At 40.0% G+C, this 19,737-nt stretch carries 18 protein-coding genes and 1 tRNA gene; 11 read left to right on the top strand and 8 right to left on the bottom strand.

Annotated features, from left to right (window positions below):
• Window positions 1-128: 128 nt before the first annotated feature.
• Entirely contained in the window at window positions 129-938 is an 810-nt protein-coding gene (locus PN471_RS07420) for a Uma2 family endonuclease (protein ID WP_442867139.1), read from the bottom strand.
• 95 nt (window positions 939-1,033) lie between these two features.
• Window positions 1,034-2,125 (bottom strand): glycosyltransferase, encoded by a 1,092-nt coding sequence (locus tag PN471_RS07415; protein ID WP_271776293.1) that lies wholly within the window; start codon window positions 2,123-2,125, stop codon window positions 1,034-1,036.
• A 444-nt stretch (window positions 2,126-2,569) separates the two neighbouring features.
• Here PN471_RS07415 and PN471_RS07410 point away from each other — a divergent pair, with 444 nt between their 5' ends.
• The 10 genes from PN471_RS07410 (at window position 2,570) to PN471_RS07365 (ending at window position 12,987) form a co-directional block, all read left to right on the top strand.
• A complete protein-coding gene (locus PN471_RS07410) occupies window positions 2,570-3,298 on the top strand; it encodes an HAD family hydrolase (protein WP_271776292.1) in 729 nt (242 codons plus the stop codon).
• A gap of 45 nt (window positions 3,299-3,343) precedes the next feature.
• Window positions 3,344-3,416 (top strand) — tRNA-Ala (locus tag PN471_RS07405).
• Window positions 3,417-3,469: 53 nt separating this feature from the next.
• Window positions 3,470-4,357 carry an alpha/beta fold hydrolase gene (locus tag PN471_RS07400; RefSeq protein ID WP_271776291.1) on the top strand — a complete coding sequence of 296 codons (888 nt, stop codon included), beginning with the start codon at window positions 3,470-3,472 and terminating at the stop codon, window positions 4,355-4,357.
• Between the two features lie 288 nt (window positions 4,358-4,645).
• Entirely contained in the window at window positions 4,646-5,626 is a 981-nt protein-coding gene (locus PN471_RS07395; RefSeq protein WP_271776290.1) for a DUF362 domain-containing protein, read from the top strand.
• An 81-nt stretch (window positions 5,627-5,707) separates the two neighbouring features.
• The gene (locus tag PN471_RS07390) at window positions 5,708-6,739 is read left to right on the top strand and encodes a S1 family peptidase (protein ID WP_271776289.1); all 1,032 of its coding nucleotides are present in this window, start codon (window positions 5,708-5,710) and stop codon (window positions 6,737-6,739) included.
• Window positions 6,714-7,487, top strand: a complete 774-nt coding sequence (locus PN471_RS07385; protein ID WP_271776288.1) for a hypothetical protein — start codon at window positions 6,714-6,716, stop codon at window positions 7,485-7,487. The genes PN471_RS07390 and PN471_RS07385 overlap by 26 nt, the downstream gene beginning before the upstream one ends.
• Window positions 7,488-7,834: 347 nt before the next feature.
• The gene (locus PN471_RS07380) at window positions 7,835-8,887 is read left to right on the top strand and encodes a permease (protein WP_271776287.1); all 1,053 of its coding nucleotides are present in this window, start codon (window positions 7,835-7,837) and stop codon (window positions 8,885-8,887) included.
• A 185-nt stretch (window positions 8,888-9,072) separates the two neighbouring features.
• Window positions 9,073-9,837 carry a TIGR03943 family putative permease subunit gene (locus tag PN471_RS07375; RefSeq protein WP_271776286.1) on the top strand — a complete coding sequence of 255 codons (765 nt, stop codon included), beginning with the start codon at window positions 9,073-9,075 and terminating at the stop codon, window positions 9,835-9,837.
• 115 nt (window positions 9,838-9,952) lie between these two features.
• Window positions 9,953-11,449: an Ig-like domain-containing protein gene (locus PN471_RS07370; protein WP_271776285.1), complete on the top strand. Its 1,497-nt coding sequence runs from the start codon at window positions 9,953-9,955 to the stop codon at window positions 11,447-11,449.
• Window positions 11,450-11,562: 113 nt separating this feature from the next.
• Window positions 11,563-12,987: a hypothetical protein gene (locus PN471_RS07365; RefSeq protein WP_271776284.1), complete on the top strand. Its 1,425-nt coding sequence runs from the start codon at window positions 11,563-11,565 to the stop codon at window positions 12,985-12,987.
• 215 nt (window positions 12,988-13,202) lie between these two features.
• Here PN471_RS07365 and PN471_RS07360 read toward each other — a convergent pair whose 3' ends face one another.
• The 6 genes from PN471_RS07360 to PN471_RS07335 form a co-directional block, all read right to left on the bottom strand.
• Window positions 13,203-13,409: a hypothetical protein gene (locus PN471_RS07360; RefSeq protein WP_271776283.1), complete on the bottom strand. Its 207-nt coding sequence runs from the start codon at window positions 13,407-13,409 to the stop codon at window positions 13,203-13,205.
• A gap of 72 nt (window positions 13,410-13,481) precedes the next feature.
• Window positions 13,482-14,084 (bottom strand): hypothetical protein, encoded by a 603-nt coding sequence (locus PN471_RS07355; RefSeq protein WP_193894478.1) that lies wholly within the window; start codon window positions 14,082-14,084, stop codon window positions 13,482-13,484.
• A complete protein-coding gene (locus PN471_RS07350; protein ID WP_271776282.1) occupies window positions 14,060-14,740 on the bottom strand; it encodes a S1 family peptidase in 681 nt (226 codons plus the stop codon). Before PN471_RS07350 ends, PN471_RS07355 begins: the two co-directional genes overlap by 25 nt.
• Window positions 14,741-14,882: 142 nt before the next feature.
• The gene (locus PN471_RS07345) at window positions 14,883-15,416 is read right to left on the bottom strand and encodes a COP23 domain-containing protein (protein WP_271776281.1); all 534 of its coding nucleotides are present in this window, start codon (window positions 15,414-15,416) and stop codon (window positions 14,883-14,885) included.
• 289 nt (window positions 15,417-15,705) lie between these two features.
• Entirely contained in the window at window positions 15,706-17,433 is a 1,728-nt protein-coding gene (locus PN471_RS07340) for a succinate dehydrogenase/fumarate reductase flavoprotein subunit (protein ID WP_271776297.1), read from the bottom strand.
• Between the two features lie 175 nt (window positions 17,434-17,608).
• Window positions 17,609-17,899, bottom strand: coding sequence for a hypothetical protein (locus PN471_RS07335; protein ID WP_271776280.1), 291 nt, complete (start codon window positions 17,897-17,899; stop codon window positions 17,609-17,611).
• A 426-nt stretch (window positions 17,900-18,325) separates the two neighbouring features.
• On the opposite strand from PN471_RS07335, the gene PN471_RS07330 reads away from it, so the two are divergent.
• A complete protein-coding gene (locus tag PN471_RS07330) occupies window positions 18,326-19,651 on the top strand; it encodes a folate/biopterin family MFS transporter (protein ID WP_271776296.1) in 1,326 nt (441 codons plus the stop codon).
• Window positions 19,652-19,737: the final 86 nt, after the last annotated feature.

Genomic DNA, 19,737 nt, shown 5'->3' with positions numbered 1-19,737 from the left:
CTTCAATTAATATCAAGAACCGGGGGACACACGGTCTTAAAGCTCAGTCAATGTCTTCATAGAAGAGTCGCTGAGAAGCCCACACTCACCCGAAGGGGAGTGTGTGGAGTATGTCACAAACCGCACATTTAATCAATTGGATCAATACCCAGTGCGCGTAATTGTTCTGCCAATCTTTTAGCCCGTTGGCGTTCCTGTTCAGCCCGTTGGCTTTCTTGTTCAGCCCGTTGACTTTCTTGTTCAGCCCGTTGGCGTTCCTGTTCAGCCCGTTGGCTTTCTTGTTCTACCTTTTCGACTGCCCAAGGTAACAGATTACCTGCTTGATCCCACCATCTTAGCCAGTAACCTATGCGCCCCTCTTTTTCTCCTTCCCACAATCCTAAAAATAATCCCATGTCTGTAATCCAGTAGCGATTATTCTCGTCTATTGGCTGTAATTTATACTGTCCTGACTCGATTTGATGAACTTCTAATTCAGCCGTCAGGGGGTCAAAAATTACATAGGTAGGGACTTGGAGAATTTGTTCATAAAAAAACCATTTTCCGGGGGGGAAGGCGCGTCTAGCTGAGTATTCTTTCCCGTCTGTATCTGAGCAAAATTCCATGACAATGCGGGGAATTTCTCCTTCCAGATGAGGTGTATAACTGCGTCTATCTGTTGTCCCAGACAAGGGTAAAACTGTCTGCACGAAAAACCAATCTGGGGCTTTAATAACTAGTTTGCCATCCATTGTGGCACAAATACCCAAATTAGCGGCTATCAGCATGGTGGGTTGAATGTATCCACTTAGTTCTAGACTTTCTCGTAATGCCCCAGCAATTAATGGTTGTGCAGTATTTTCCACAGGTTCTTCTTCTAGGATAAAATCTTCGGGTAATGTTTCCCAAGAGATTACTATTGTTGATAGTTGTGGAGCAGTCGAGATTGGAGTAGCCACCATAACTCTAACTCCCTGTTGTGAGGATTTTTTGTAATTTATTATCGTCCTATTGTAGCTGAATCTTTCGATTCTTAATTTAACTCAAACTAGTATTAATCAGGTTGAGTAGATGGAGAAAAACCTTCCTGAAAACCTACTTCTTCATATACAGCTAATGTTTCTTGGTGTACACGGGCAACATTTAACCATTCTAGATTGTCCTGCGATCGCTGTTTCCATTCCTGAAGTATATTTGCATCACTCAATAATTTTACCAATGCCTGAGCCAATTGATGACTATCCTGGACTGGCACTAAGATCCCCGCGTTGCCATTATCTAACGCCTCTGGAATCCCGTCCACCTTTGTAGCCACAATCGCCAACCCTGCTTCCCTCGCTTCCGAAAGCACCAAGGGACAAGGATCACGGTGGGAAGCCAAGACAAAAATATCACAGGCTAGTAAATAACGTTGGGGTTCAGGCTGAAACCCTTCAAAGTGAATCCGATGACTCACAGCCGTTGCTTGGGCTTGCGACTCAAATATTTGTTTATCTGGACCATTTCCCACCAGATATAAATGTACTGCGGGAAAATCCTGGGCAATTTCTTCAAAAGCCGCGATTAACTCAGTGATGCCCTTTCGTTTATACATTCCTGCTACGGTAGCGATCGCCGGTCTTTGTAAACTTAAAGGTTGATAATCGGATATTTTCCGAGTCCGCGGACTACCCAATGTCCCATTACAAATTACCCGTAATTTTTGTTCGGGGATTCCCCGTTGTACCATCGAATTTTTGACCGCCTTACTAACAGCAATAACTCGGTCTGCCAAACCCATCAATAGGCTACTAGGTTGAAATTCATTATGGACAGTAGCCACTAAAATATATCTATTTTCCCATCTCAAAGCCCGCGCTAACACCACACCAGTCATCATGTGAGCATGAACTATATCTGGTTGAAATTCCCGCACAATTTTCCGATAAGCGATCGCCGCTTTCATCATTGTTATTGGCTGGCGATTTTGGTTAATTTCGTAATGTTTAACACCAAATTGATTTAATAATTTTTCGTATCCCCCTCCCGCTGAAATTACCGCTACATCATCGCCAAATTGGCATTGTAAACAAGCTAAATCCACAGCTACATTAACAATACCATTGCCGATTTCCTGGACATGATTTAATATATGTATGATTCGCATAAAGTTAAAAATGTGTATCAAAACTTAAATACATTTCAGCAAAGAAAGATTAATCATCTAAGTAGGTGAATGGCAAGAAACTAAATATGTAAGGAAAAATTCAGGAATCAAACCGGAGTCCTATATCTATGTCTGTCTTTTTGATAAGTCATGCTTACTATATACAAATTCATTATAATCTAACTGTACATTAAGAAACATATATCGAAGATAATTTGGGGCGGTTAACTTACAGCAAAATTTAGAAGTCACCAAGTCAGGAGTCACCGAGTAAAAATGGCTTCGTTTATAGGTCTCAATAGAGACAATTTTTGTATGCTACAGATATACTACATAAATTATCACATTGTCAACCGATATCTTCAAAAATGGGTTAATCTTAAATGTATTCCGCTAATTTACCCTGATAAATAATCATCTGGAGGATTGTTTCCAGCTTGCACTATGAGTTTAAAGGCAGTTTTATTTGATTTTAATGGTGTCATTATTAAAGATGGATCAATCCATATCCAATTGATAGATGAGATTCTTGTCCAGGAAAATCTTCAACTTCAACGGGTGCAGGAACGTCAAGCTTTTTTAGGGATAGGCTCTCGCGCGTATCTGCAAAATCTATTGAAAAGTCGTGGTAGGGTGGTGACGGAAGCTTATATGATGCAGTTACTCACCCGCAAAGCTCAAGCTTATGTGCTGGAATTGGAGAAGCTGGAAAAATTGCCTTTGTATTCGGGAATTGAAGATGTGATTTTTCAGATTCGTTCCCGTCATCTAAAAATGGCGTTGGTTAGTGATGCTTTATCCCTAGAGATAGGAATGGTATTGACATCTACTAAATTAGCTGAATACTTTTCTGTGATTGTGTCGGGGGATGATATCAGCAGCAATAAACCTAACCCAGAAGGTTATTTGCTGGCCGTGGACAGGCTAAATCAAGGATATCCAGAATTAGATCTCCAACCTGATGAGTGTTTGGTGATTGAACATACTCCAATGGGTATACAGGCAGCTAAACGCGCTCAAATGCAAGTGGTGGGAGTGGCAAATACTTACCCTTTCCATATGCTGCAACGTCAAGCGAATTGGACGATTGATTATCTGATTGATTTGGATTTACAACGGGTACAGGAAGTTTTTTCGGAAAAAGATGTGAAATCTATTGTTCCTGAGTGCTAAGATATGATATGTATGTCAAAGTCGGCAGTTTCTTGGCACTTTCAAGGGGAATTAGCTCAGTTGGTAGAGTGCTGCGATCGCACCGCAGAGGCCAGGGGTTCGAGTCTCCTATTCTCCATTCACGAATTAGTGTCGTTTTTCCCCGGTTAATATCTTTTTTTTGCTTGAAAAATGACAATTACAACCGAGCATTTACAACCATTAGAAAAACAGGTTTGGATTTGGAGAAATTACCAAATTCAATATACTGTGATGGGTACAGGACAGCCTTTGGTACTAATTCACGGCTTTGGTGCTTCCATTGGTCATTGGCGTAAAAATATTCCAGTTTTGGCTGCTGCTGGTTATCAGGTGTTTGCTTTAGATTTGTTGGGATTTGGTGGTTCTGATAAAGCGATCATAGATTACAGCATGGATGTGTGGGCGGAATTATTAAGGGATTTTTGTCATACACATATTCAAACTCCAGCAATATTTATTGGTAATTCTATTGGCGCTCTTTTAAGTTTAATTGTTTTAACAGAATATCCAGAAATTGCGGCGGGAGGGGTTTTAATTAACTCTGCTGGTGGTTTGAGTCACCGTCCCCATGAATTGAATCCTGTGTTGCGATTTGTCATGGCAACTTTTAACAAATTGGTGGCTAACCCAGTTACAGGTAAATTTGTTTTTAATCGCATTCGTCAAAAATCGCAAATTCGCCGAACTTTGTATCAAGTATATAGCGATCGCACTGCCGTGACCGATGAACTTGTAGATTTACTTTATTACCCATCTTGTGACCCAGGAGCGCAACAAGTTTTTGCCTCTATTCTCACTGCACCTCCCGGACCTAGTCCAGAGGAATTATTACCTAAGTTAGAATTTCCGTTATTAGTAATTTGGGGTGCAGAAGATCCTTGGACACCAATCACGGGAGCGAATATCTATACAGCAGCGCGAGAAAATGGTCAAGATATTAAAGTTGTTCCGATTCCCGGCGCTGGCCATTGTCCCCATGATGAAGTTCCAGATATTATTAATAGTGAAATTATTGATTGGTTAAAACAGGTATACTAAACACGGGTGGGATATAAACTTTTGCGAAATAACAAATAACCTGGATCTGTAGGGGTTTAGCTCATTTTCTAGATTTCATCTTTGTCGAGGTCTCAAGAAGTTCTCTACTATAGTTGAATTTTTGATAAGTAGGTGAACACAATAAAACCAAACTGTGTAAAGAAACGTAAAATCGCCCAAACCCTCTTCACTCTTGCCTCTTGCCTTTTGCCTTGCCATAACGACAATTTTCAACGCCAACCTACTTACAGTATTAATGCTGAATGTAATATAACCCAATTATTTTCCATGCAAACACAAAAACCATCTGTTAGTCTGATTCGGGCTAAATCCTACGAACAAGACGCTTTAAAAGAATCCTTGGAAACGCTGCTAGAACCTTTAGGAGGAATGGCTGCTTTTGTGAAACCAGGAAACCGCGTTTTACTCAAACCCAACCTACTCACTGGTTCTCGGCCGACTAAAGAATGTACCACTCGTCCAGAATTGGTGCGTGCAGTTGCCGAAATGGTAATTGCAGTTGGTGGAAATCCATTTTTAGGAGATAGTCCCGCTTTTGGTAGCGCTAAAGGTGTGGCTATAGCCAATGGGTTATTACCAATTTTAGAAGAACTAAAATTACCACTTGTGGAATTTCACGGTAAACGTTATCAAACTGTCAATGACAATTTTAATCACCTGCTTTTATCTAAAGAAGCCATGGAAGCAGACGTGATTATTAACCTCCCCAAAGTTAAATCTCATATGCAATTAACCTTAACTTTAGGAGTAAAAAATCTCTTTGGTTGTGTTCCTGGGAAAATGAAAGCTTGGTGGCACATGGAATCTGGCAAAGATGCTAATAAATTTGGAGAAATGTTAGTAGAAACTGCCAGAGCAATTAATCCAACTTTAACAATTTTAGATGGAATTATTGGTCATGAAGGTAATGGACCAAGTGGCGGAGAACCTCGGAATTTAGAAATTCTAGCAGCATCAAGTCATGTATTTGCTTTAGATAGAGCAATCTTAGAAGTTCTCCAAGTTGCACCGACACAAGTTCCCACGGTTGCAGCTTCACAACGATTGGGAATATGTCCAGAATTAAGTGATATTCACTTTCCGAATTTATCCCCCGATTTATTACAAATTACAGATTGGCAATTACCGGACAAGTTAATGCCCATAGATTTTGCCATGCCCCGCGTGATTAAATCTACCTTTAGGCATCTTTACATCAGGTTTATCAAAGAACCTATGAGTGCTTATATAAAACCCCCTATAAGATAGACAGTAAATTCCTTGCCTAAATACATTGATTCTACTAACTAGGTATGATACCATGTCAATGCAGGTTATTTATATGTGAGTATGAATCTACTTAACCCAATACTGAAAAATAATTCTTCTATTGTTTCAGTTGCGGTGACAATGCTTGTATTTATTGCCGCATTAACGCCCGCAAATGCGGGAAAAATTGAGGACACTGCCGAACAAACTACAGTACAAATTAATAATAATATTATCCCGCCCGGAGGTTCAGGTGTAATTATTGATAAGCAAGGAAAAATTTACACGGTTTTAACAGCTAATCATGTTGTCTGTGATGCAATACAGGGACGCAAAACAGTCATTTGTTCCACAGATATTACCTACACAATTCGTACTCACAATGGCAAAGATTATCCCATTAAAGACCGTCAAATATTACAGAAAAATGAGAATGACCCAGATTTAGCCATAGTTACTTTTGAATCCCCGGAAAATTATCCCGTCGCGGCTTTAGGGAATTCCGAAGATGTAAAAATTGGGGCAGAGATTACAGTAACCGGATTTCCCAGTATTTTTCGTAATAAAGGCAGGAATAGAACATATACTGTCACACCAGGTAAGGTAGTCACTTTCAATCCTGGAGCGGATAACGGTTACAGATTGGTATACAATGCCACTACCTTTATTGGTAATAGTGGGGGACCTGTATTTGATATTTATGGTAGAGTTATCGGTATTCACGGACTGGCAGATGCAGATGGCGGAGATGACAATGATTCTGGTCAGTCAGAAACAAGAGTCAGACGAAAACCAATCACACCCGTGAAAAAGCCAGGAATTGGACAACAGGAAACAAGAGAAAGAGTAAAACCAGCAGTCACACCTGGGAAAAAGCCAGGAATTGGACAACAGGAAACCGGAACATCCACGCAGCAAAAAACAGGATTTAATGCGGCAATTCCTATTAACATCTTTTACTCTCTAACCGGGCGGAAACCGCCTACAGGGGGTGTAAATCCACCTATACTGCCGCCTAAACCAGTATCACCAACTAATAGTGTTCCCGTAAGACCTCCTAAATATATAGCACCAACCCAGCCAGTAAATGTTTGCCCCGGTTATAGTTGTTAAAAAAATTGATGAGGGAATTATCATGTGGAAAAAGTATTTAAGTAGTTTTTCGACTGCATTAGTAATCACAGGATTCTTAAATGGATGGCAAGGAAGAGCGATCGCTCAAACTACTATTGAGGAAGATAAACTTAATACAGATAAGGGCATTTATTGGGCTGGTAGTGGGTTTCCATTTAGCCAAGTAGCCAATATCAAAGATACACTTGTTGATGCCACACTAGGGAAAGTTGTCATAGATCGGCACGGTGAAGGGACAAGTGACTTTAGCAGCTTTATTACTGGGACTGGTCCATTTTCTAGTCCTTTTCCCGGTAGATTTGTAGTTGTTTCTTTCTGGGGTAGTAAAATAGAGGGGTGTTTTGTGAAAATGGTTATCCAATCATCACCTAACAACGGTCAAGCGGAATTTGAAGAATTAGTTCCTAAAACTATACAACTAGGACTTAATAATCAGATTCTGGAACTATCTCGCAGCGAAAGCACCAAAGTCAGAAGATTTAAGGGTGATTATACGTATACTGGGACTCAAAACTCTAAACGTTCCAGCACTTGGTATATGACAGATACAAGCTTTGCTATTGATAGCACGGCTGCTAATTTGTTGAAAAATGCACCCCAAAAAGAAATACGTATGCGTTTAACCTTTGCTAATGGTGATACTAAAATTATCCCTATTGGTAAGGGTACAGTTGAAAAGTGGTCAGAAGCCTACGGGTTTAATTCGGCTTGTCTTCCCCCCAACTAAACATCAGGGTCAAGCGCAATGCTATACTCTTTGCCAAAATTATGAGATTTCATGAAAATTAAAAAATTAAATATGTTTGATCCATGCATCCTTGTAGAGACGTTCCCTGGAATGTCTCTATATTTTTTTGCAGATATGTATAATGATTTATCTAGCCGTTCTCAGTTGTAAATTTATCAGTGCTAGACAAAAGAGAAGCAATTTTCTCACAAGTTATTGGGACTGCTATAATTTCCTAACTATAATGAGGTTTAATTTTAAGAGTTTAATTAATGATCCCCATAAGGTTACTCTAGAATGACAAAACAAAACCCTAAAACTCAGAACTGCTGTTGAATACAACGCCCATGAATCAACTGAACAACGGTTTTACAATATTTCTCAGTCTACTAGTGGAGGCGATGCCATTTTTACTGCTGGGTGTGTTCTTATCCAGTCTATTACTACTATTTGTTGATGAAAGTAAATTGGTGGAGAAAATGCCCAGAAATCCCCTATTGGGGGCTTTATTTGGCAGTATGATCGGCTTTTTATTTCCAGTTTGTGAGTGCGGTAATGTGCCTGTGGCACGACGGTTATTGATGCAGGGAGTACCCACACCAGTAGCAATTGGCTTTTTATTAGCAGCACCAACCATTAACCCCATTGTAATTTGGTCAACTTGGAGCGCATTCCGTGATCAACCGGAAATAGTAGTGTTAAGAGTGGTATTTTCTCTGGCTATTGCGACTATTATCGGTTTTATCTTCAGTTTTCAACCAGATTTAGTTCCTTTTCTCCAGCCAGCGATCGCCCGTTATCTCAAATTTAACCCCCCAGCACCACCGAAAACAAACCGCCGGGGACAACAATCTCAACTACAACCCCAAACTAATACACCGAGTTTATTGCAATCAGGAACATATATTCTCGGCGGCAGAACAGGAGCATCACGACGCATAGACAATAATTACAGTGAAGTTGCGGCAATTTCTAACTTCAGTAAACCCTTATCAGAGAAACTCCGCTCCCTCTTAGATAATATTGTCCAAGAACTCCGGGAATTAGGCGGAGTCATGGTATTAGGAAGTGCGATCGCCGCCGCTACCCAAGTTTTAGCCCCCCGTGATTTGATTCTTAGTCTTGGATCTGGGCCAATTAGCTCGATTTTAGCCATGTTAGTATTAGCAGCAGTTGTATCAATATGCTCTACAGTTGATGCTTTCTTTGCCCTGTCTTTTGCTTCCATTTTTACTAGCGGGTCATTGTTAGCATTTTTAGTATTTGGACCGATGATTGATATTAAAGGTATTGGTTTGATGCTATCAATTTTTAAGCCCAAAGCCCTGATCTATCTATTTTTCTTAGCTGGACAATTGACGCTCTTATTCACCTTATTTCTGAATCTACACGTGATCTAATTGAGATTCAGTCCCATTTCTATCAGAATTTTCCCCTTGATCTCGGAAATGTGGGGTGTGAGGTATAGGGTTTAAACTTGGGGAAAGTGAGAATATAGTAACTGAAGATTAACAAAAAGGTAGTCAATAATTTCTGTTCATCTACTCCCTGCCCCCCCTGCCTCTATCATCTGTGATACCCGAAAATGCTCAATTCCCAAACTAAAGCCCCAAATAAACTTACCCCTTGGCTAGATGTATTAGCTATTACAGCTTGGGGTATTCTCATGTTGAAATATTGGCTAACAGGCAAACTCTACCTATTAATTCACCCGGACTTCTTTTGGTTAGTAGTTGTCGCTGGAATAGCTTTATTAATCATTGGTTTCTCTAAAGGATTGCAACTGTGGAAAAACCGTCACCGTCCCCCAATATCTAATCCTGGGCATATTAACTTATTTCCCCCTGGTTGGGGCAGTTTTTTACTACTAACAACGGCAATTTTAGGGTTAATGATTACACCCCGTGTCTTTGCTAGTCAAACAGCCCTAGATCGGGGTGTCACTGAACTAACTGGTGCTAGTCGCGCTCAACCCCAAGCATTTCGGGCTACAGTGCGCCCAGAAGAGCGATCGCTTGTAGACTGGGTACGCACACTGAACGTCTATCCTGAACCGGACGCATACACAGGGCAAAAGGCAAAAGTCCAGGGATTTGTGATTCATCAACCTAACGTCAGTGAAGAATATATATTTTTAGCGAGATTTGTTCTCAGTTGTTGTGCCGCCGATGCTTATCCCGTAGGATTACCAGTCCAAATATCTGGAACACGGCAACAGTATCCGCCTGATACATGGTTAGAAGTAGAAGGACAAATGACTACACAAACAGTCGCCGAAAAACGTCAATTAATGATCAAAGCCAACTCTCTGAAAAAAATTCCTCAACCTAAAAATCCTTACAGTTATTAGTCAGGTGTAACTTTTGCTTGTTGCCGATACAAAAAAGATGATCAATCCAAAATCTAAAATCTAAAATCTAAAATCCAAAATCCAAAATCCAAAATCTAAAATCCAAAATTGTTAGATGAGTAAATCCTATAAACTTATACAACCATTAGACAGAATTGCGATCGCAGTCATGCTCCTACTGAGTATGCTCATCGGATTGATCATCTGGAAAGGCGATGTCGTCAAACCTAGCGTCCGCAACTTCACCTGGGAAAACCAACAAATCGGCGCAGAGGATCTCTCCTTCTCCCTCACCTTTAGTCGGCCAATGGACTTCAAAAGCATTGAAGAGAACTTAAAAATAGATCCACCCCTAGCCGGTAAAACCAGTTGGGCTGGTAGAAGAATGGTCTACACCCTCCTTACCCCAGCCCCCTACGGCACAACCTACCAAGTCAAACTAGAAAAAGGCAAAGATAAATACTCCCAAGCCGAAGGGAAAAACCGCTTCATGCAGCCCTTCACAGGCAGTTTCACCACCCGCAATCGCGCCATCCTTTACATTGGCTCTGCGCCAGAAATCCAAGGGCAGTTGGTACTTTATAACTTAACCCAAGAACAAAAAAAAGTCCTTACCCCCAAAGACTTAATTGTTATGGATTTTGAGCCATTCCCCAAAGGTGAAAAAATCCTCTTCTCCGCCCGTTCCTCTAAAAATCCCGACCTCCTGTCCGCCCAACTTTATACAGTCACCACAGGCATACCTAATCAAATTGGTCAAGAAACCGCAGCCCCAGGTAAAGTTGACCTAATTTTAGATAACAAAGAATATCAAAACCTCAAGTTTGACCTCTCCGCAGATGGACAAATCATTGTTGTTCAACGAGGTAAGCGCGATAATCCCGGTGACTTTGCCCTCTGGTACTTATCCACCCAAAATGACAATTCCGGCGAAAAACCCACCCCAAAACGATTACAAGGACAACCAGGTGGAGATTTTCTGATTACACCCGACAGCAAAGCCGTAGCCGTTTCCCAAGGGCAGGGAACAGCAATTGTTTCCTTAGAAGGTAGCAGTAAACCCCTGGATTTTCTGCCTCAATTTGGCTTGGTACAAGCCTTCTCCAAAGACGGTTCACAGGCAGCAATGGTCAAATTCAACACCGACTATACCAGAGATTTGTTTTTAGTCACCAACCAAGGCGTACAAAAACAACTATTAAAAACAACAGGCTCAATTCTTAGCTGTCAGTTTGACCCAGCCTCCCCTAGCCTTTACTGCTTAGTGACACAACTGGTTTCTAAAGAACAATACATAGAACAGCCTTACTTGGTATCCATTGACCTGAAAACAGGAGTCCAAAAACCACTCTTACTTTTACCCCCTGCTCAACGCAATGTCCAAACCAATTTAGCCCCCGACGGTTTAGGCTTCTTATTTGACCAAGTAATCCCCATTGCCAATAACACTACCCAACTACCCGCCAACACCTTAAAAACAGATGACGGTGAACCTATTTCCAGTAGTAGTCTTTGGTTAATGCCTTTGCTACCCATCGCTGATAATACCAACATAGATATCAAACCAGAACAACTACCTCTAGCGGGCTTTCATCCCCATTGGTTACCTTAAGTAATTGACAATTGCCAACTGATAATTAACAATTGTCAAATATCAACTGTCAATTTTTCTTTATGTAAATAACGGATAACGGCTACGTATTTGTGAATCATCACAATATGACCGTGACAAATTTATCTCTGATAAAGCTAACGCCACGCTATCGGCCAACTACAGATTGTCAATGTGAAACCGTAGTTATGGAAAAATTGGAAGACAGCAACCAACAAGACTGGATTGCAGAACCTAATATTGATCAACAAGCACAGGTCAACTTAGAATTTCAGCAATTACTGAAGTTAAATACAGAATTAACTACAGCTAATAATCATCTATATGCCCAGGTCGAGCAGTTAAAAACCGAATTAGCTGAAGCAGAAAAGATTTTGCAGTGGCACAAAACTCGGTCTAGTGTCACCGAATCTATGTTTATCCAACAAAGTCAAGAACTTTCCGCTGGTCAAGAACAAATTCATTCCCTGTATCAACAGTTAGAAACCTCTGTCCAAACAGTTCAACAACAAGAGATTTGTATTGAAAATTATAAAGCTAATCTGCAAATTAGCCAACAGCGGTTAGCGCATTTGGAAAGGGAATGTTCGCTTCTACAAGCTAACTACAGCCAAGAGTCCCAACAGCTATTACACTCGGAAAATACCTGTCGTGAATTGCGGGCTAGACTCATGCGTCAACAACGACAGACTATGCAGTTTAAATCGGCTTTGGAAAAATGTCTAGAGACTCCCATTCCTAGTCATGAGAATCTGGAGGATCATATTCATCATCCCCAGGATGTTATCCACAAGCAAACCCGATTCTCCAGAAAAGCCCGGTCTTTGTTTCCCAACGCTCAACCTATTCGACCTTGGACAGGGGAGACAGATTCTGTAAATAAGTCTGTCAATAGTTCTTGGGTTAAGTCTACAGTTACGACTTCGGAAAACTATACCCATCATCCAGAACCAGTCATCTCTGAACCTACACAAGTTAATGAAGCAACTATGCCCTCAACAACTGGAGATGATTCTGAACTATTATCTCTAGACCAACAACTGGAAGGGATAATTCATCGCTTTTTTATTACACCATTATCTGAAGAAACAGACCAGGGAACAGGGACAGATGCAAATATTCATCAAGGTGACACATCTATTTTAGAGGCTTTAGTATCTACTCCAGAAAATCATCCACAACCAGAAATCATCATTCAACAGGATTTGCAGATGGAAATTGATCCTTATGCTAATACTGAAAATTCGGGAAAGGAAGATTTCCCCATATCACTAATACAGGAATTTCCAGTGATTTCTAATTCCCGCAGTCATCAGATCCATACTGAGGAAATGGAAGATTATTGGTTAGATGTTTCCCCAGCAACAGCATCTTTACCCACTAATGATATTTTGCCGGATTTATTGGATGATCATACATCTAATCATCAATCTGACAATAAGTCGCCTTCACCATTGATTTATCCCCGACGACCACCCAAGGGACGCAAATCTTTAGCATCTGTAGAATTGCCGAATTTCCAACCTAAGCATAAGTAGATCTTCAAAACGTAAGCATTCAGCTATCAGTGGTCAGCAGTCAGCTAAAATCGGATTTGAGGGGTTTTGAAGTAGGGAGACTGACATCACCTGAGTTCGGAGTTAGGAGTTCGGAGTTAGGAGTTCGGAGACGCTACGCGAACGGAGTTATGATTTTTTCAAGGAGATCATAAGGGCTTGAGACTCCTACGTGGGGAAGTTTTCCAAAAATTATTTTATGTCGAACTCAGGTAATCTAGCAGGCAGAAACGGGAAAACTCTCTTGTACGGGGAAAGTGGGGTAGAAACAACCAAGAGAGCGATCGCCTTTCTTTCATCAAAGCCATTTCACCAAAGCGCGATCGCCCTACTTGTCCCAGAGAGCGATCGCTTTTTTGATTTGTGGAAGGCGATCGCACTTCCCACATCCCCAAAGCGATCATTTCTAATCTTGACTCAAAGGTATTTTACCGGAAAGTGCGATCGCTACTTCCTGAGCCAACAACCCCAACGCTTCAACCATTCTGAGCCATCCAAATCAGAAAGCCCAAAATCTGATCAACTGGTGGTAGTGAATAATCATTCAAGTCAATGGTTACAGTTTGTCCTTCTAGTTGAAGAAACCGCCAAACCGTACCACTTGTCACCGTTCCGTAAATTGTGGAAATCGGCTGCTGCTTCTGTTGATTAAAGCGTTGTGCTGCTACCATTTCGGCTAAACATTGTCCCAGTCCTGGTTTCAGGTCTTCTTTCTTCGCTTCCACCAAAACCACAGCCGGGGCTTTAATATACAATTGCTCTGGAGAGCGACTAATCAGAAAATCAACATAACCCGTCAAATCAACCTCTGGCTGTACGTTGAACTCTTCGCCGGAAAAGACGCTAATTTGTCCATGAAGCTGACGTTTGACTTCTAGTAAAACGGGATTGATAATGCCTTCAGAACGCGCTTTTTCACTACCTACTGCAACTGCCCAAGGTAGGGTTTCTTTCAAGGTATCTTGAAGCAAAGAACTCGGATTAAATGGGGAAATCTCTGGTAGAAAGCGATCGCCTTCAACAATTGTCAGTTGAAAATCATCTACAGCTTTACTCAAAGTAAATTTACTATAAGGCATAAAAATTTTCTCCATCTTTTATCAGAAATAGGATAGGCATGAACGGCATTAATACCAATAACTTCACCTTGATAATTTAATATGGGTCCGCCACTCATTCCCGGTTGAATTTTGTTATTATAACCAATGCGATAACCTCCTTGAAAACTTTTATCTGGTAATAGAGAAATTTGTCCTTCTGTGAAAACTAATTTAGCACTATCATTCACAAATCCAGCCGCGACAATTTTTTGATTTACTGCTATAGGTGCGGAAATTCCTAATGTAGCTATGGTATATTCTGCTGTTGATTGAAACTGGAATAAAGCTGCATCTTGATTTTTTAAAGATGGGGGTTTTTCTTTAATCACAGTAGCAGGATATATTTTTCCATCTGGTGCTTGAATGCGATAAGATTCCCCTGGATTAATCACATGATTATTGGTTAAAATAGTGTAATTATTACCATTTTTGGCAATTAAAGTTCCTGAAGCACTGCCATTTTTAGTTAATATTTTCATCGTTATTGATTTAGCTAAATCTTGTAATTGTGCTGAGGTTAATAGTTTTTTTGTAGGTTCTTGTGCGGTAACTGGTTGAGGAGAAATCAATAACAATTGCTGAGGAATAGTTAATAAAGCAGTTGTGCAAATGATGGTAAAAAATAGGTATTTCATGATATTTTTTTGTTTGAGTAAATTAGGAGATGAATATAAGTAGGTTGGGTTGAGGAACGAAACCCAACACTTCTTGACAACTTCTTTAAATTAGTTGGGTTTCACTTCGTTCTACCCAACCTACAATTTTTGAGAATCTTCTTTATTGCATTTTATTCGCTGGTGGTGTATTCAGAAATTGGCGAATATCAATGTAAAATTTCTCTTCTCCAGAACCTTGGTGGATAAGAGGGTCTGTCGTAACACTACCAAACCAGAGTTTGTTTAGTTGTTTGAGAATATCCCTAGAGTTGTCTTGAGGTCGCAATGTAAATAATACAGTATCACAACCACCATCAATTGAACTCACAGAACAAATTACTTTGCTCCCATTTTGAAAAGCATTGGTAACGTAATTAAGACTGCCATTATTAAAAGCTGTTTGGAAGTTCTGAGAAACTGTTTTACAACGTTGTTGTGGTTTAACTCCTCCTAGAACAGATGTCCAAGTCACCATTGCTTTTTGGAAATTTTGTGTCCAAAGAAAAGTAGTAGGAACAGACTTTCCATTTTCGGAGTAACGACTTGTAGAACAGATAAAGCGAATTTGATTATTAGCATCTTCTTGAGCAAAAACAGGAGTAGATGCTAATGTAGTGGTTAAAAACAGTGTGGTTAATAATACTAATTTCATCATTTCTTAAATCTCCTAATTTGGGAAAGGGACATTTAATTTCTGTGATGTCGGCATCCTGCCTGCCCTTGCGAATAAATAGACTAGTACCGCAGGGCGGAAGTCAAAAAGGCTGCTAATGATTTTGAACCAGGTTTTCCGTAAAAAGAACCGAATAACCGCATATTTTAGAAAATTAAATATTATTAGTAACTCTGGTTATAAGACAGTTGTTACTGTGATGTTATCTTTGATATAGAATTAGAATAGCCAGAAAGGGCGCAGACCCTGCGCCCCTACGAAATGATTTTAATTAATACTTTCTTTCTTTTGGTGCAAACATTGTGATTGTGACGGGACGATATTGAATATCAATTCCTGTTGGTGAATAATAAGCCATTGTGTGTTGTAAGAACTTATTATCGTCCCTTTCGGAAAAGTCTTCTCTAAAGTGTGCGCCGCGACTTTCTTGGCGATTGAGGGCGGAAGTTAAAATGGTTTGTCCAACTACCATTAAACTTTGTAGTTCTAAGGCTTCAACTAATTCTGTATTCCAGCTTTTTCCTTTGTCATCTAAATATATTTGTGAATATTGTTGTTGTAGTTGGGCGATTTTTTCTAATCCCTGACGCATTACTTCGTCGGTGCGGAAAACGCCACAATTTTCAGTCATATTATCTTGAAAAGCTTGACGGATTTGATTAATTCTGTACTGTCCTGGTTGTTGTATTAAGAGTTGTATTTGTTGTTTGGCTACGTTGATGTAGCGTGTTTCATCTATGGATGGTAATTGCCGATTTTGGACATAATTAGCGATCGCCGCCCCGGTCCTTTTACCATAAACTACACATTCCAATAAGGAGTTACTACCGAGACGATTTGCCCCGTGAACCGACACGCAAGCAGTTTCCCCAGCGGCAAAAAAGCCCTCGACAAAACTATCATTATTACTTCTGACTTGTCCGTCAGTATTGACAGGAATACCACCCATACAATAATGATTAGTAGGACGCACAGGCATCGGTTGAGTGACAGCATCTACACCGACCAAACGATGGGCCTCTTCCCAGCAAAAGGGAACACGACTCATGATTTTTTCCTTACCCAAATGGCGCAAATCCAGATAGACAAAGGGACCTCCCCCACTCCCATTAGTATTTACACCACGACCAGCCCGGATTTCATAAGCGATCGCCCGTGAGGTAATATCACGAGGGGCTAACTCCATGCGACTGGGGGCATAATTAGCCATAAAGCGATCGCCATCGGCATTAATCAAATATGCCCCTTCACCGCGCACAGCCTCGGAAATCAGCACCCCCACAGGATACAAACCGGTAGGATGAAACTGAACAAACTCCATATCTGCCAAAGGTAAACCAGCCAAAGCCGTCATCGCTAAACCATCACCAGTAGAAGCATAATCATTAGAAGTTGTGTTATAAACCCGACCATAGCCCCCAGTGGCAAACATCACAGCCTTAGCCCGTAACACCTCAATATGCCCATCCAACAGGTGAAACATCACCACACCCTTCGCCTGACCATCCTCCAAAATTAGGCGCATTACATACCATTCTTCGTAAATCTGCACCCCATAACGACGCAAATTATTCACCAACTCATGTAAAATTGCATGACCAGTTTTATCAGCCGCATAACAAGTCCGGTTATGAGAATGGCCACCAAAAGCCCGTTGCGCAATCCGACCATCAGGTAAACGAGAAAACAATACCCCCAGATGTTCCAAATCAATCACCACATCCGGTGCTTCCTGAGTCAAAATTGCCACCGCATCTTGATCCGCCAAATAATCGGAACCCTTGACAGTATCAAAAGCGTGAGCTTCCCAAGAATCCGTATCATCCACATTTTTTAAAGAAGCCGCCATCCCACCTTGAGCAGCCACCGAATGAGAGCGAATTGGGTGAGTTTTGGCAACTACCGCTACTTTTAAACTAGGGTCAGTCCGGGCAATTTCCACCGCAGCCCGACAGCCAGCCAAACCACCACCAACAATAATTACATCATGTTCAAGCATCATCAACCACCGATTAAAAAAAATTCCCCATCTACAAGACAGGGTAATAGAGAAATTGTAAATTTGACATCTGGTGCGAAAAAATGTAGAGACGCTTCATGTAACTTCTCTACAAGGGTTGTAGCAAACACACATTTAATTTTCTGACCCTTTAGCTAGTTATTTGGACTGGGTTTTATGAAATACTACTGTGTATTGATTCTGTCTTGGTTTTTGGCTCTACAGCATTGAGTTCAATATTATTTAATAAAGTCGTCACAAAGGCGAAAAGTAAAAAAGGTAGAGATAAGAGAACCACAAGACCTACCGTAGCTAAAGCGTATACAGGTCTTTTTGCACCCATCAGTGCTAAAGCTGATGCCAAGCTAATAGTAATCGTAATTAACCAAACAATAATTTGACCGTAAATATCACCAAAAGTTAAGGTACAGACAAAGCGATAGTTTTGAATATTATTTTTGTTCATTTTAAAACTGGCCTCAATTTTGTCCTATAGCTTCTAGCTTAAATCTATGTTTGCCTCAAGAACAATTTCTCAATATATTTCCAAGGTTTGTAATATTACTTTACAAAAAACTAATGTTCAGTCACATCTCTTGGGAAATTGTCAATTAATGTATTTTATGTATAACCATGTATACAGAGAACACGGTTAAAAAGAAAATTTCTTCTATACAAAATTCGCCAAAGGCGATCGCTCGACTGAATACAATTCCTGACATCAATCTGTATCAATAAAAGCATTCCCATCTCAGGGTTAGCAAATCAAGTTTCGTTAAAGGTAATGGAAATTTATTCATTCAACATAGTCTCTTATAATTAATAAAAACTTATCCTCAATTTAAAAATCTATGATATAAAAGTAAATAAAACTTAATCATTATTCATGCAAATGCTAAATGACTCCCCTACCTTACCCAAATTCAAAGATCTACTAACCAAAAAAATTCTCTTAGGTAACGAACCCAGTCCTGAGTTAATAGCAATTCTTACCATCTATTTTGTTCAAGGTATACTGACATTATCGCGTTTAGCTGTCAGCTTTTTTCTCAAAGACGAATTACTGTTAGGTCCCGTGCAGATGTCAACAATTATGGGAATCTGTACTATACCTTGGATGATTAAGCCATTATATGGATTTATTTCCGATAGTTTACCCATATTTGGTTATCATAGAAAACCTTACATAGTTATGTCAGGAATTCTGGGATCTGTAGGTTGGGGATGTTTAGGAACGGTCGTTCATACTAGCACAACAGCTACAATTATGATTATAATTTCTTCTCTCTCTGTGGCTATTAGTGATGTGATAGTTGATTCCATAGTAGTTGAAAGAGCCAGAAACGAATCAGAAGCCAAAATAGGTTCTTTACAATCTCTTTGTTGGGGTAGTTCAGCTATTGGTGCCTTATGTACAGCTTACCTGAGCGGGTTACTTTTAGAATATTTTACCACCCGTATAGTATTTCTAATAACAGCATTATTTCCTTTAATTATTTCATCTGTAGCTTGGTTAATTACTGAAAAACCTTTTAATCAAGATCACAAAAAAGGCAATAACACAAAAGATCAACTATTGAAAATCCGCCAAGCAATTACTCAAAAAACAATTTGGTTGCCCACATTATTTATATTTATTTGGCACGCTACACCAAAAACCGAATCAGCATTCTTCTATTTCACAACTAATGAACTCCACTTTCAACCAGAATTTTTAGGACGAATTCGGTTAGTGACGAGTTTTGCTTCCCTAATTGGAGTTTGGGCTTTTCAACGTTACTTTAAACACATTCCCTTTAGAACTATGATTACTGCGGGTATTTTCCTATCCACAGCTTTAGGAATGACGAATTTATTATTAGTAACTCACACCAACAGAATGTTAGGCATAGATGATCATTGGTTTAGCTTAGGTGATAGTTTGATTATTACAGTGATTGGGCAAATTGTATTCATGCCCATATTAGTATTATCAACAAAGCTTTGCCCTCCCGGCATAGAAGCCACATTTTTTGCGTTAATCATGTCTGTACTTAATGTAGCAGGAACAGTTTCCTACGCATTAGGATCAATAATGATGAAATGGTTAGGAATCACAGAACATCAATTTGATTCCCTGTGGTTATTAATCATTCTCACTAGCTGTGCTTCTCTGATACCCATATTTTTTGTTAAATTGCTACCAGATGATAGAATTGATAATGATGTACTTATTTAATAGATAAAAATCTCGAAGACAATTAGATTTATCTCTATATTTACTTACATCCCCGGTTTTCTGAAAAAATTTACCATAGCCAACAA

It is taken from the genome of Aphanizomenon sp. CS-733/32 (assembly GCF_028330045.1).
GTDB lineage: Bacteria > Cyanobacteriota > Cyanobacteriia > Cyanobacteriales > Nostocaceae > Dolichospermum > Dolichospermum gracile.
Note: the sequence above shows the minus strand (reverse complement) of the source record. Positions and strands in the feature narration are given on the sequence as shown.

Excerpts from the sequence above, each read along its gene's own strand:
- PN471_RS07415 (WP_271776293.1), bottom strand. The coding sequence starts at position 2,125 with ATGCGAATCATACATATATTAAATCATGTCCAGGAAATCGGCAATGGT.
- PN471_RS07410 (WP_271776292.1), top strand. The coding sequence starts at position 2,570 with ATGAGTTTAAAGGCAGTTTTATTTGATTTTAATGGTGTCATTATTAAA.
- PN471_RS07400 (WP_271776291.1), top strand. The coding sequence starts at position 3,470 with ATGACAATTACAACCGAGCATTTACAACCATTAGAAAAACAGGTTTGG.
- PN471_RS07395 (WP_271776290.1), top strand. The coding sequence starts at position 4,646 with ATGCAAACACAAAAACCATCTGTTAGTCTGATTCGGGCTAAATCCTAC.
- PN471_RS07390 (WP_271776289.1), top strand. The coding sequence starts at position 5,708 with ATGAATCTACTTAACCCAATACTGAAAAATAATTCTTCTATTGTTTCA.
- PN471_RS07385 (WP_271776288.1), top strand. The coding sequence starts at position 6,714 with ATGTTTGCCCCGGTTATAGTTGTTAAAAAAATTGATGAGGGAATTATC.
- PN471_RS07380 (WP_271776287.1), top strand. The coding sequence starts at position 7,835 with ATGAATCAACTGAACAACGGTTTTACAATATTTCTCAGTCTACTAGTG.
- PN471_RS07375 (WP_271776286.1), top strand. The coding sequence starts at position 9,073 with ATGCTCAATTCCCAAACTAAAGCCCCAAATAAACTTACCCCTTGGCTA.
- PN471_RS07370 (WP_271776285.1), top strand. The coding sequence starts at position 9,953 with ATGAGTAAATCCTATAAACTTATACAACCATTAGACAGAATTGCGATC.
- PN471_RS07360 (WP_271776283.1), bottom strand. The coding sequence starts at position 13,409 with ATGATCGCTTTGGGGATGTGGGAAGTGCGATCGCCTTCCACAAATCAA.
- PN471_RS07355 (WP_193894478.1), bottom strand. The coding sequence starts at position 14,084 with ATGCCTTATAGTAAATTTACTTTGAGTAAAGCTGTAGATGATTTTCAA.
- PN471_RS07350 (WP_271776282.1), bottom strand. The coding sequence starts at position 14,740 with ATGAAATACCTATTTTTTACCATCATTTGCACAACTGCTTTATTAACT.
- PN471_RS07345 (WP_271776281.1), bottom strand. The coding sequence starts at position 15,416 with ATGATGAAATTAGTATTATTAACCACACTGTTTTTAACCACTACATTA.
- PN471_RS07340 (WP_271776297.1), bottom strand. The coding sequence starts at position 17,433 with ATGCTTGAACATGATGTAATTATTGTTGGTGGTGGTTTGGCTGGCTGT.
- PN471_RS07335 (WP_271776280.1), bottom strand. The coding sequence starts at position 17,899 with ATGAACAAAAATAATATTCAAAACTATCGCTTTGTCTGTACCTTAACT.
- PN471_RS07330 (WP_271776296.1), top strand. The coding sequence starts at position 18,326 with ATGCTAAATGACTCCCCTACCTTACCCAAATTCAAAGATCTACTAACC.